We start from the raw sequence: 12,100 nt of genomic DNA on the forward strand, positions 1-12,100 counted from the left end.
AGGCCCGCAGCCGGTGCTCGGTTGCGGTTAGTGCCGGAAGGTGAAGGTGGGCAGGACCCGGTCAAGCCAGCGCGGGATGCGCCAGTTGGCGTCGCCGAAGACGGCCAGGCTGGCGGGGACGATGAGCATGCGGACGATGGTGGCGTCCAGGATGACCGCGATGGCCAGGGTGATGCCGAGTTCGGTGGGTGGGATGGGGCCGGTGACGCCGAACGCGACGAACACGATGACCATGATGATCGCGGCGTTGGTGATGGGTCGGCCGGTGGCGGCGATGCCGTCGCGGACCGCGGTGCGGGTGTCGCCGCCGAGTTCGTACTTTTCTCGGATGGCGGCGAGCAGGAACAGTTGGTAGTCCATGGACAGGCCGAACAGGATCGCGAAGAAGAACACCGGTGCCCAGGCGTCGATGAACCCTTGAGAGTCGATGCCGATCAGGGACGCGCCGATCCCGTGCTGGAAGATGATGGAGGCGATCCCGAAGGCGCCGGCCACGGTGAGCAGGTTCATCACCACCGAGACCAGGGCGATGATGACGCTGCGGAAGACGATGAGCATCATCAGCAGCGACATGATCAGCACCAGGGCGATGATCCAGGGCGCGGACGCGGCCAGGGCCCGGGTCAGGTCGTGGTTCTGGGCCGCCGGGCCGCCGACCAGGGCTTGCGGGGCGGCTCGATCGAGGTCGCCGCGGATGCCTTTAACGAGGTCGGCGGTGCGGTCGTCGTCGATCGCGGTGGTGGGGGTGACCTGGACGACCAGCCGACCCGTGGCGGCGGGTTCGGTCACCGTCCGGGCTGCGGCCACTCCCCTGCGGCCTTGGGCGATCTGAACGACCTGGGATGCTGTGGCTTGGGGCGTGGTGATGTAGATGGTGGCGCCCGCGCCGGGCCCGAAGGCCTCGGTGAGTGTTTCGTAGCCGTCGCGGCTGGAGTACCCGGCGTCGACCACGCGCGCGCCGGGCATGCCCAGCTCGACGCTCGCGGTCGGGAGCGCGAGGCCGCCCAGGATCAGCAGGCCGGCCAGCAGGCCGAGGGCGGGCCGGCGGACGACGCCGCTGGACCAGCGGGCCCAGCGGGCCTCGCTCGGGCCGGTGCGTGCGGCGCGGCCCCGCAGGACCCGGTCGCCGAGCGCGGCCAGCACGGCGGGCAGGAGGGTCAGGGCGGCGGCGGCCACGGCGAGTACCGACAGCATCATCCCGGCGGCCATGGACCGGAACACCATGACCGGCAGCAGCAGCAACGCTCCCAACGCCATGATCAACGCCAGGCCGGACAGCACGATCGCCTTGCCGGAGGTCGCCAGGGTGGTGGCCAGTGCGGTCTGGGTGTCGTGGCCGCTGGCCCGTTCGGCCCGGTAGCGGGTGATGATGAACAGGCTGTAGTCGATGCCGAGCGCCATCCCGATCATCATGGCGAAGTTCATCGACCACACCGACAGCGGCGTGACCATGGTGATCAGGTGGAGCCCGCCGTAGGAGACGGCGATTCCGGCGGCGGTCAGCATCAGCGGCATCCCGGCGGCGATGAGGCTGCCGAACACGATGACCAGCAGCACCATCATGGGCAGGCCGGACAGGATCTCGGCCTTCAGCATGGCCTTTTCGTTGGACTCGTTGAAGTCGGCCCAGACCGGCCACTCCCCTGTCACGTCGGCTGAGGCGCCCGCGGGAAGCCTGACCCGGTCGACGGCGTCGCTCAGGTCCGCCGCCGCTTCGGGCAGGTGGGCGTCGCTGCCGGCGTGGAGGTGGACGGGGATCAGGGTGGTGCGACCGTCGGAGCTGACGAGCCCGGCGCCGGGCGGCTGGGTGCGCGGATCGGTGACCCGCTCGACCGCCGGGTCGTCGCCGATGCCCGCCAGGACCGTGCCGACGGCCGCCTCGCGCCCTTCGGGGGTCTTCGCCTGGACGACGACGGCGGCGGCTTCTGCGCCCAGAGCCGCGAAGTCCCGGCGCAACTCGTGCCGGACCTGTTCGCTTTCATAGCCGCGGGCGTTCCACCCGGCACCGGACAGGGCGCCGTTGAGCGTGGCGGCGAGCGGCACCGCGGCCAGCACGATCGCCAGCCAGGCCAGCATGACGAGCTTGCGGCGGGCGACCATGGCGGCGGCGGTCCGGTCGGCCAGGGTGCGGCGTCCGCGCGGCGGGTGGTGGCGGACGGGGTCGGACGCGCCGACGGACATGAGGGAACCTCCTGAGAGCGAAGGGCCGTCGCCGACCGGGCCCGTTCAGCCGTCGGGCCCGGTCGGCGGTAGCCGCAAGGATCGATGCGCACCGCCGTCAAGCGACGTCGCGCGGCAACATCGCGGTGATGTTTCGTGTGGTCAGCCGGCGGGCGCCGCGGCGTTCCAGGTGGCGAGCCAGTCGGCTTCCTCGCGTTCCTTGGCGCGGTGGAGCTCTTCGGATGGTTCGGACATCTCGACCTGGGGTCCGTCGGGGTGGTAGAAGTTCCCGGCGCCCTTGGCGGCGCGGTGCCCGCCGACCTCCAGGTAGCAGTGTCCGTTGCCGCCGAAGTGCGGTTCCGGCGCGGCGTAGCCGAGGTGGCGGGCCACGCCGGCGGCGACCGCGTCGGCCTCGCCCGCGGCGAACACCGCGGCCTTGGGCAGCGGCTTGCCGTTGCCGAGGGTGATCGAGGAGACGTCGCCGAGCGCCCACACCCCGGCGGTCTCGGCGGCAAGGGTGGTGGGGTCGACCGGCACCCATCCGGCCGGGGACAGGCCGGCGTTCTTGACCGGCGCGGGCGGCACGTGCGGCGGGATGAACACCAGCAGGTCGTAAGGGACGCGCTCACCGTCGGTGAAGATGATCTGGCCGCCCGCGGCGTCGATGCGCTCGGCCTGGCGTCCGGGGTGGAAGCCGATCTTCTGGGCGTCGAGCATCTGGGTGACCCCCTGACCGACGACGGGTCCGGCGACCGGCATCGGCTGGGGTTCGGGCGTGTAGAGGTCGACGGTGGTTGTGTCGCGGGCTCCGTTCTCGGTGAGCAGGTCCGCGACGAGCATCGCGCCCTCGTACGGCGCGGCCGGGCACTTGAACGGGACGCTGGTCACCAGGAACACGATCTTGCCCGATCGGATCCGGCTGACCTTGGCGTGGGCGTCGACGGCGGCGTCCGGGGTGTAGTAGTGGACGGCGCTTCCCGCGGCGAAGGCTTCGTCCAGCCCGGGCAGTTTCGCGGTGTCGAAACCGGCGCCGAGGGCGATGACGAGCGCGTCGTAGTGGAGCGGGCCGTTGTCGGTCCGGACCTGGCGCTGGTCCAGGTCGAGATGCTCGATGGTCGCGGTGACGCGCTCGACGCCGGGCAGGACGCCGCCGCCCGGGATGACGGTGACGTCATCGAGGGCCCGCCAGCCGCGCAGCAGCCACAGCAGCGACAGGCCTTGGACTCCGGTGAAGGACCGGTCGACCAGGACGACGCGGTCGTCGTCCGGCAGTAGTTCGCGGAGCCGGGCGGAGGTGCTGAGCCCGGCGACTCCGGCGCCGAGGACGAGGACGTTGTTGGACACGGCGATATGCCTTCCTTGTGCGGTGAGCGGGGTCGTGGTGCGCGTGGTTCAGACGTTGACGACCTGGTCGGCCCAGGTGGTCCAGTCGGCGAGCTCGGCCATCGAGGACCGGTGGGCGCCCTTGAGGATCATGTCCTCGGCGATCCCGCGGGCGTCCAGGCACGTGCCGCAGATCCCGACCGCGGCGCCCTTGCTCGCCAGGGCCTTGAGCATGGAGGCAATGTTGTAGAACCCGTTGGGGGTCTTCTGCTCCGACATCACCGACACCACCGCGTCGGCGAACAGGAACACCTTCACCTCGTTGTCCGGCTGGGTCCCGTTAGTGTCGAGCATCTGCCGGGCCCACCGGATGCCGTTGTAGGTCCGCTCCGTCCCGTAGGGCGGGTCGTGCAACGCGAACAGGAACTTCATGTCGTGCTCCTTCGAAGACGCAGGAATCGGAATGTGCTGTGACCTGGGGTGTTTCCGGAGGCGGCACCGAGGCGGCTCCGGAAGATCTTGGAGAGGCGGTCCACGCCGAGGACCAGGATGAGCACGGCCAGCATCAGGGTGGCCAGTTCCTGGTAGCGGAACAGGCGCAGCGCGATGCCGAGGTCCTGGCCGATGCCACCGGCGCCGACGAACCCGATGACCACGGAGCTGCGGAGGTTGCATTCCCACTGGTAGAGCAGCTGGGAGGCGATGTTCGCGCGGGCCTGCGGGATGATCGCCAGGAACGTGGTGGCGGTCCGGGAGGCTCCGGTCAGCCGCATCGCCTCGACCGGGGCGGCCTCGACCGCCTCCATCTGCTCCGAGCACAGCTTGGCGACCACGCCCGCGGCGTGCAGCCCGACCGCGTACACGCCCGCCGCGGGGCCGAGCCCGACCGCGGCGACGAACAGCAGCGCCCACAGCAGTTCCGGCACCCCGCGCAGCGCCGCCGCCACGACCCGGGCCGCGGCGGCCACGGGACGGGGCGCGGCGACGTTCCCGGCGATCAGGACGGCGAGCGGCAGGCCGGCGGCGGCGCCGAGGACGAGCGCGGCGATGGAGATCTGCAGCGTCTCGGCCGTGGCGGTGCCGACCCTGCGCAGCAGCTCGCCGTCCAGCTCGGGTGGGAACAGGCCGCCGAGCAGCTGCGCGGCGCCCTGCCTGCCGTCGATCAGCGATCCGATGCCGACGCCGGTTCCGATCAGCGACCACAGGCAGGCCGCGACCACGGCGGCGACGACCAGCCACCGGATCGGTGAAAGGATCGGCGACCGGCGCGGGGGCGCTGCCCGCTGCTCATCGGGGGCGGGAGGAGCGGTGACGGGGGTGTTCATCGCGCCGCGCTCCCCGCCGTGCCGTAGATGTCCTCGACCGCGCGGGCGTCCAGTTCCGGCCCGTCGAAGACGATGCGGCCCTCGCGCAGCGCGATGACCCGGCCGAACCGGCGGGCGATCTGAAGGTCATGGGTGGAGACCAGCAGGGTGGCGGCGGTCCCCTCCAGATGCTCCAGGACGGTCTCGGCCCGCACCGGATCCAGACCGGACGTGCTCTCGTCGGCCAGCAGCAGCCGTGGCCCCGGCAGCACCGCCCGCACCAGGGCGACGCGCTGGCGCTGCCCGCCCGACAGGTGCTCGACCCGCCGTTCGAGATGGGGGGTGATGCCGTGCCGGTCGGTCAGCTCCCGTAGCGGCGCGGTGTAGCGGCGCGGTACCCGCCCGGCGAGGACCGCGAGCCATTCGGTGAGCCGCCACTGGTAGGTGGTGGCCATGAGCGTGTTGGCCCGCGCGGTCAGCCCGGCGATCAGGTCGTCGCGCTGCCGGACGCAGCCGGTGGCCCGGCGGATCCGCGCCAGTTCGGCGCGCGAACCGAACGGGTCGTGGCCCCCGATCCTGATCCGTCCCGCCGCGAGCGGGACGCCGCCGAGCAACGCACGGAACAACGTGGTCTTGCCCGCGCCGGACGGGCCGAGTACGGCGACCTGCTCACCGTCGGCCAACTGAAGGTCGACCTTGCGCAGGATCTGGTTATCCCCGAGGACCACGGTCAGTCCTTCCACCTCGATGCGCATCGCAGCCCCCGGCTAATTTCCGGCCTCGATCAGGCCGAGTTCGGCGGCCTGGTCACGGACTTCGGCGTAGTCGGCTTCGGTGACCTTCACGAAGCTGTTGGCCCGCATCAGGTCCAGCAGCGCCGGGTCTCGCATCGTGGTGAACGCCGTGGTGATCGCGTTGCGGGCCGTGGCATCCAGACCTGCACGGGCGACCCATGGGTAACCCATCACCTGGCGCTGGTCGATCGCACGTAGCCCGCCGGCCGTGATGCCGCCCTGCTTCTCCAGCCGGTGCAGGATTCTCAGTTCGATCCCGCCGGCGTCCGCGCTGCCGTTCAGCACCGCCCGGGCGGTCGCGTCATGGCCGCCGGTGAATGTCACCGTCTCCAGCGGCGGGCACTTGGTCAGCTGCCGGGCATCGCACCGTGCCCCCGCCGCGACCAGCATCATCCGCGGGTACAGGCTGCCCGAGGTCGAGCTGGGGTCGCCGAAGGCGAACTTCGGTGACGAGGCGAGCAGATCCTTGGTGGAGGTGTAGGGAGCGTCCTTCTTCACCACGATCGCCGACAGGTATTTGGGCGTGCCGGTCTCCCGGTCGACCTCGGTGACCAGCGGAACGACCTTGGTCTGCTGGGCGGCCTGGACGTAGGTGAGCCCGCCCAGGTAGGCGATGTCGACCTTGTCGGCGGCCAGCGCGGAGACCACGCCGGAGTAGTCGGTCGCCACGAACAACTCGATCTTCACACCGAGCTTGCCGGCCAGATACCGGCCGAACGGCTGGTACTGCGCCTTCTGCTTGTCCGGAGACACGTTCGGGATCAACCCCACCCGCAGGGTCTCCGGCATCCCCTCAGAATCCGCCGCCGACGATGAGCATCCGGTGCCCATCACCAGCACAGCGCCTAACAGCACCGCAATCGGAACTCTCCATCGCGCCACGGCTCTCCCCTTGCGTTGGCTCGGGCATCGCCCGAACAGACCTCGCGGAGCCGAAACCCCCGCACTATGCTGTTCCGAACTCCAATATTCCGAAGTTCTTTGGAGAAGATAGATGAGCGGCGACCCCCACCGCAAGACCCGCGTCCTTGAGCAGATCGCTCGTGTCGGCAAGGCGCTCGGCAACGCCAAGCGCCTGGAACTGCTGGATCTGCTCGCCCACGGTGAGAGCTGCGTGGACGCCCTCGCGAGCTCCGCCGGGCTCGGGGTCGGCAACACCTCCGCGCATCTGCAGATCCTCAAGAGCGGAGGGCTGGTGACCACCCGCCGCGAGGGAACGAGGGTCTACTACCGGTTAGCTGATCAGGGCGTCGCCGACGTGTGCGCGCTGCTGCGGCAGATGGCCGCCGCCCATCTGGCCGGCATGGCCGGCACGGCCGCGACCACCGTGGCCTATCGCGGCCAGGGCTCCGAGGAGACCGGGGGCGGTGATCAAGATCGCCGTCCATCGCCGTGACGCCGGCTGCGCCCACGGGGCGGCGCGCCTGCTCGCAGAAGACGGGCTGCGGGCGACCCGTCTGACCGAAATCATGCTTCAAGGACGGCGCACTGGCAGCCCAGCGGACAGCGACAGCCTTTAGAGCGTCGCGGAGGACATCCCCTGGGCGCGGGTTGGCCGCAACCGGCCTCACCTTGTACAGTGTTCCAAAATAGATTGGAACATCAAGGTGGACGACACGACCGCGAAGACGTCGCTGTACGAGCAGTTCGCCCGGATCGGCAAGGCCCTGTCCAACCCGGCCCGGCTGGAGCTGCTGGACCTGCTCGCCCAGGGAGAGCGCAGCGTCGAAGATCTCGCCCGCGCCGCCGGAATGCGGCTGAGCAACACCTCGGCGCAGCTCAAGACGCTGAGTTCGGCCGGTCTGCTGACCACCCGGCGCTCGGGCACCCGGATCTACTACCGGATCGCCGACTGCCAGGTCACGGCGCTGATCACGCAGGTTCAGGACCTGGCGAGCAGCCGGCTGGCCGATGTGGACCGTGCCGCCCGCGACTACCTGGGGAACGTGCAGAGCCTGGAACCGGTGGGCCTGGACGAACTCGCGCGCCGCGCCGACTCCGGCGAGGTGCTGGTGCTGGACGTCCGGCCAGCCGATGAGTACCGGGCCGGCCACATCCCCGGCGCGATCGGGATCCCGCACGACCAGCTGGCCGCGCGGCTGGCCGAACTGCCCACCGGCGCCGACATCGTCGCCTACTGCCGCGGCAGGTACTGCGTGTTCGCCCCCAAGGCCGTCCGGCTCCTCCGCGAGCAGGGCTACACCGCCCGCCCGCTGGACGGAGGACTGCCGGACTGGCGCCAGGCCGGACTGCCCGTGGCCAACGACGCCGCATGAGCGGGCGTCCGGAGGGCCTGCGCGACGAGTTCGTCTATCTCGACTACAACGCCACCACCCCGGTGGACCCGCGGGTCGTCGAGGCCATGCAGCCATACCTGGGCACCCACTTCGCCAACCCGTCCAGCGACCACGCCCTTTCCCGGCAGCCCCGGCAGGCGCTGACCACCGCACGCCGCCAGATCGCCGATCTGATCGGCGCCCACCCGGAGGGAATCGTGTTCACCGGCGGAGGCTCGGTGGCCGACACCCTCGCCGTCCGCGGAGCCGCCCTGCGTCACCGGGACGGGCCCGCCCACGTCATCACCCAGGTGACCGAACACCCCGCCGTCCTTGAAACCTGCCGCGCCCTGAACCGGCTGCACGGAGTCGAGGTCACCCACCTGCCCGTCGACGCCCACGGAAGGGTCGATCCGGACGACCTGGCGCGGGCGCTCACCCCCCGCACCGCCGTTGTGTCGATCATGACGGCGAACAACGAGACGGGCGTCCTGCAGCCCATCGCCGAACTGGCCGCCGCGGCCCACGAGCGCGGCGCCCTGTTCCACACCGACGCCGCGCAGGCCGCCGGGAAGATCCCCCTCGACGTGACCGGACTGGACGTCGATCTGCTGACGATCGCCGGGCACAAGATGTACGCCCCCAAGGGCATCGGCGCGCTCTACGTGCGGCCCGGTCTCGACCTCGAACCGGCCATCTACGGCGGCGGACAAGAACGAGGGCTCCACGCCGGAACCGAACCGGTCGCATCGGCCGTCGCCCTCGGCACCGCGGCACACCTGGCCGCCACCGACCTCCGCACGGGCGAACCCGCGCGACTGACATCGCTACGCGACCGGCTCCACCAACGACTGAGCGACCTGCTGCCCGGCCGCGTACACCTCAACGGCCACCCCGAGCACCGCCTGCCCGGCACCCTCAACATCAGCATCACCGGCACACGAGGCGACCGCCTCCTGGCCTCCGCACCCGGCATAGCCGCCGCGACCGGATCGGCCTGCCACAGCGACAGCCCAGAACCCTCCCCCGTCCTGCTGGCCATGGGACACGACCACGACCGAGCCCTGGCCGCCCTCCGGCTGACCCTCGGACGGTGGAGCACCCAAGACGAGACCGACCAGGCCGCACAGCAGATCGCCGACTCCGCCCATGCCCTCCTCACTCCCCCGGGCAGCTAGCGGTGAGCGCACGGCAAGAAGCTGACGTCGTCATCGACGGTGGCGACAAGTCGTGCACCGAACTTCTCCTCCACCTGCGCGAACGCCTTGCCGGACTTCGGCCGGGCACGCTGGTGCACCTGCTGGCCACCGACCCTGCCGCGCCGCTCGACCTGGCGGCCTGGTGCCACCTGACCGGCCATAACTACCTCGGCCCGGTCCCCGTACGCCCCATCCGTGCGACCAACGCCGTTCCGGGCTATGCGCTGCGTGTCGCTGCCGAAGCCCGGGCCACTCGCCCAGAGGCACCCTGGCATCTGAACGCAGAATGATTCAGCACCCCCGGTTGATCAGCACTCGATCGAGCGGATCCGGTCCATGACGGTGCACGCGACCGATACGAAAGCCACCAGGTCCTCGGCCGATACGCCGTCGAACAGCCAGTTGTAGCCGTCCCGGTACTCGCTCGCCAGGCCGTCCATCGTCTCGGTCCCCCGAGCGGTGAGCGCGACCAGGGTGGCGCGCCGATCGGTCGGGTGCCGGCCCCGTTCGGCGAACCCGTCGGCCTCCAGCGCGTCCAGCAACCCGGTGATGTTACGCGGGGTCACCCCGATCAGATCGGCCAGCGCCCGCTGCGTCATCGGGCCGCGCTGGTGCAGCGCCCACAGCACCGACGCCCGCGCCCGCGTCAGGCCACGCTCGGCCATGCCGCGCTCCATGAACTCCGACGTCATCGCAGCCAGCTCGAACAACCGCTCCAGCGCGCCAGGCCCAGCCGCAGTTTCGGCACCAGGTTCATTGTGTATGTGCTTCACTATGTCGTATCCTCCTGAAAAGGAGAGTAGCCCGAGCCTCGGGAGAGACGCCATGAGCCACCACCATCCGCTGTTCGCCCGCTTCTACGCCCGCACCAGCCTGCTGATGGACCGCGGCCTCGGTACGCACCGCCGCACCCTGCTCGACGGTCTAGCCGGACGCGTCCTGGAGGTCGGAGCCGGCAACGGCCTCAACTTCCCGCACTACCCCGGCAGCGTCACCGAGGTCCTCGCGGTCGAACCCGAACCCCACCTGCGCGCCCTCGCCCAGACCAGAGCGTCCCAAGACGACGGGCAGATCAAAGTGCCGGTCAAGGTCGTCGACGGCTGGGCGGACCGGCTACCCGCCGACGACGGCTCATGCGACGCCGCCGTCGCCTCCCTCGTCCTGTGCTCGGTCCCCGACCAGGCCACCGCCCTCGCCGAGATCGCCCGCGTCCTCAAGCCCGGTGGCCAACTGCGGTTCCTCGAACACGTCCGCAACCCGCGAACCGCACGGCGGCGCGTCCAGCAGACCCTGGACGCCACTGGCATCTGGCCATGGTTCGGCGGCGGCTGCCACTGCTCCCGCGACACCCTCACCGCCATCGAGAACGCCGGCTTCACCACCGGGCATGTCGAAACGTTGACCAGCGCCGACACCGGCGTGCCCTTCCCAACGGCCCCGCAAATCATCGGCACCGCCAGCCGCGCCTGACCCGGGACAGGACAGACAAATCGTGAACACCACCCCATTGACTCCATTGACCGAAGCCGACTTCGACGCCGAACTGGCCCGCACGGCCGAGCCGCTCCTGGTCGACTTCTGGGCCGAAAGTTGCGGTCCCTGCCAGGCCCTGGTCCCCGTCCTGCAGCAGACCGCCGCCGAACACGCCGGACGGCTGCGCATCGCCACCGTCCGCCTCGACGACAACCCCGCCCTGGCTCGCCGCCACCAGATCACCGCACTGCCGACCCTGATCGTCTTCACCGACGGCCGAGAGGTCGAGCGCATCACCGGCGTGATCACCAAGACCCGGCTCCACGATGCACTGGACGCCTTCTTGACCTGGCCCAGCACACCGGAACCTCAATGACCGTCCATCATCGAACGCGGCGATTCACGGCCCTGGACAGCACCTCAACCTTCTGAAACCGCCACGATGCCCTGCGACGTGGCACCGAAGCAGCGTCCACCCGGTGGGCGTTCCACGCAGTTTCTCCCACGGGAGGGATCAGCTCCCTGACGCGGCAGTCCGCAGCGCAGCGAGCACGCGATCGAGAACCGTGGCAAAGGTAGCGAGTTCAGCCTCGGACGTGTCGGCGAGCAGCCGAGCAGTGCCATCGTCACGGTCGGCCCCCCATCCGGCGGCCAGCGCCCGGCCGCGCGGGGTGAGAGAGACCAGGAACGCGCGCCCGTCGTCAGGGTGTTTGGTGCGCGCCACGAAGCCCGCCTCTTCCAGCGCGTTCACCAGGCCGGTCACGTTGCGCGGAGTGCATTCGAGCACGTCGCTGAGTTCACGCTGTGTGAGTTGACCACGGCGGTGCAGCAGCCAGACGACCTCGCCCCTAGCTGGAGTGAGTCCGTTCTCCGCCAGACGGCGGTTCATCATGCCGCCGAGCACCACGGCCAACTCGAACAGCCGGTCCATGACCTCGGTGCCCTCGACGTCCATCCGCCCACCCACCCCAATATAGTGAAGTACACTTCACTATTCGCGTGTTTCCCTTCGTCAGACGCTATCGAGGACGGGATGCATGGCTGACCGATCAGACGCCGCAACCCTCGGCAGAAGCCAGTGGACCGACCAGCCGCTCTGGCGAGTGGGCCTGGTCACCGCGCTGGTCGCCGCGGCGGCCAGCGTTATCGTGTACGCGGTCGCCCGAGCCGCCGGTGTGCCGATGGAGCTGACCGAGGTGTTCGAGGACGAATACGAGCGAATGCCGATGATCAACATGGCGTTCGGGGCGCTTCTGGAGGGAGGAGTGGCCGGAACCGCGCTCGCCGTAGCGTGCCGACGATGGGCCAGACGCCCGCGATCATCGTTCGTGGCGCTTACATTGATCGGCCTCATCGCCTCTTTCGTTCTGCCCGTCATCAGCGACGGCACCACCGCAACCAAAGTCGTTTTGTCGATCAGCCACATCGTCGTCGCGATCATCATCGTCCCAGTACTGGCACTAGCCCTCCCACGCCGAGCACGGTGAGTAGCGTCCAGAGACCAATCTCGCCCAGGTTGCACAGCCCTGGTTGAACAGGTTCACCAGAAAGTCACCGGGCTATTTCACCAA

The 12,100-nt window shown here is 70.0% G+C and carries 15 protein-coding genes; 7 read left to right on the forward strand and 8 right to left on the reverse strand.

The features are described from left to right. Positions 1 to 27 precede the first annotated feature (27 nt). The 6 genes from ACH34S_RS11400 to phnD all read right to left on the reverse strand — a co-directional run bounded on the left by ACH34S_RS11400 (position 28) and on the right by phnD (position 6,463). Positions 28 to 2,181, reverse strand: a complete 2,154-nt coding sequence (locus ACH34S_RS11400) for an MMPL family transporter (RefSeq protein WP_395952493.1) — start codon at positions 2,179 to 2,181, stop codon at positions 28 to 30. 141 nt (positions 2,182 to 2,322) lie between these two features. Continuing rightward, on the reverse strand, positions 2,323 to 3,504 hold the full coding sequence (locus ACH34S_RS11405; RefSeq protein ID WP_395952494.1) for an NAD(P)/FAD-dependent oxidoreductase: 1,182 nt from the start codon (positions 3,502 to 3,504) through the stop codon (positions 2,323 to 2,325). A 48-nt stretch (positions 3,505 to 3,552) separates the two neighbouring features. After that, entirely contained in the window at positions 3,553 to 3,915 is a 363-nt protein-coding gene (locus ACH34S_RS11410; RefSeq protein ID WP_395952495.1) for a DsrE/DsrF/TusD sulfur relay family protein, read from the reverse strand. Continuing rightward, positions 3,912 to 4,808 carry a phosphonate ABC transporter, permease protein PhnE gene (gene phnE / locus ACH34S_RS11415; protein ID WP_395952496.1) on the reverse strand — a complete coding sequence of 299 codons (897 nt, stop codon included), beginning with the start codon at positions 4,806 to 4,808 and terminating at the stop codon, positions 3,912 to 3,914. The genes ACH34S_RS11410 and phnE overlap by 4 nt, the downstream gene beginning before the upstream one ends. Further along, a complete protein-coding gene (locus tag ACH34S_RS11420) occupies positions 4,805 to 5,542 on the reverse strand; it encodes an ATP-binding cassette domain-containing protein (RefSeq protein ID WP_395952497.1) in 738 nt (245 codons plus the stop codon). The genes phnE and ACH34S_RS11420 overlap by 4 nt, the downstream gene beginning before the upstream one ends. Before the next feature lie 12 nt (positions 5,543 to 5,554). Next, positions 5,555 to 6,463, reverse strand: a complete 909-nt coding sequence (phnD, locus tag ACH34S_RS11425; protein WP_395952498.1) for a phosphate/phosphite/phosphonate ABC transporter substrate-binding protein — start codon at positions 6,461 to 6,463, stop codon at positions 5,555 to 5,557. 112 nt (positions 6,464 to 6,575) lie between these two features. Here phnD and ACH34S_RS11430 point away from each other — a divergent pair, with 112 nt between their 5' ends. The 4 genes from ACH34S_RS11430 to ACH34S_RS11445 all read left to right on the forward strand — a co-directional run bounded on the left by ACH34S_RS11430 (position 6,576) and on the right by ACH34S_RS11445 (position 9,346). Further along, the gene (locus ACH34S_RS11430) at positions 6,576 to 6,977 is read left to right on the forward strand and encodes an ArsR/SmtB family transcription factor (RefSeq protein ID WP_395952499.1); all 402 of its coding nucleotides are present in this window, start codon (positions 6,576 to 6,578) and stop codon (positions 6,975 to 6,977) included. Between the two features lie 211 nt (positions 6,978 to 7,188). Then, positions 7,189 to 7,857: an ArsR/SmtB family transcription factor gene (locus tag ACH34S_RS11435; protein WP_395952500.1), complete on the forward strand. Its 669-nt coding sequence runs from the start codon at positions 7,189 to 7,191 to the stop codon at positions 7,855 to 7,857. Further along, the gene (locus ACH34S_RS11440) at positions 7,854 to 9,035 is read left to right on the forward strand and encodes a cysteine desulfurase family protein (protein WP_395952501.1); all 1,182 of its coding nucleotides are present in this window, start codon (positions 7,854 to 7,856) and stop codon (positions 9,033 to 9,035) included. Before ACH34S_RS11435 ends, ACH34S_RS11440 begins: the two co-directional genes overlap by 4 nt. 2 nt (positions 9,036 to 9,037) lie before the next feature. Then, complete coding sequence (locus tag ACH34S_RS11445) at positions 9,038 to 9,346, forward strand: sulfurtransferase TusA family protein (RefSeq protein WP_395952502.1); 309 nt, start codon at positions 9,038 to 9,040, stop codon at positions 9,344 to 9,346. A gap of 18 nt (positions 9,347 to 9,364) precedes the next feature. Here ACH34S_RS11445 and ACH34S_RS11450 read toward each other — a convergent pair whose 3' ends face one another. After that, complete coding sequence (locus ACH34S_RS11450; protein ID WP_395952503.1) at positions 9,365 to 9,721, reverse strand: MarR family winged helix-turn-helix transcriptional regulator; 357 nt, start codon at positions 9,719 to 9,721, stop codon at positions 9,365 to 9,367. A 160-nt stretch (positions 9,722 to 9,881) separates the two neighbouring features. On the opposite strand from ACH34S_RS11450, the gene ACH34S_RS11455 reads away from it, so the two are divergent. Both ACH34S_RS11455 and ACH34S_RS11460 read left to right on the forward strand, forming a co-directional pair. Next, positions 9,882 to 10,526, forward strand: coding sequence for a class I SAM-dependent methyltransferase (locus ACH34S_RS11455; protein WP_395952504.1), 645 nt, complete (start codon positions 9,882 to 9,884; stop codon positions 10,524 to 10,526). 46 nt (positions 10,527 to 10,572) lie between these two features. Next, entirely contained in the window at positions 10,573 to 10,905 is a 333-nt protein-coding gene (locus ACH34S_RS11460; protein WP_395952505.1) for a thioredoxin family protein, read from the forward strand. Between the two features lie 138 nt (positions 10,906 to 11,043). Here ACH34S_RS11460 and ACH34S_RS11465 read toward each other — a convergent pair whose 3' ends face one another. Then, positions 11,044 to 11,484 (reverse strand): MarR family winged helix-turn-helix transcriptional regulator, encoded by a 441-nt coding sequence (locus tag ACH34S_RS11465; protein WP_395952506.1) that lies wholly within the window; start codon positions 11,482 to 11,484, stop codon positions 11,044 to 11,046. A gap of 82 nt (positions 11,485 to 11,566) precedes the next feature. Here ACH34S_RS11465 and ACH34S_RS11470 point away from each other — a divergent pair, with 82 nt between their 5' ends. After that, positions 11,567 to 12,016: a DUF6069 family protein gene (locus ACH34S_RS11470; RefSeq protein ID WP_395952507.1), complete on the forward strand. Its 450-nt coding sequence runs from the start codon at positions 11,567 to 11,569 to the stop codon at positions 12,014 to 12,016. Positions 12,017 to 12,100: the final 84 nt, after the last annotated feature.

This window comes from Actinomadura sp. 3N508, assembly GCF_044326375.1.
Classification (GTDB): domain Bacteria; phylum Actinomycetota; class Actinomycetes; order Streptosporangiales; family Streptosporangiaceae; genus Spirillospora.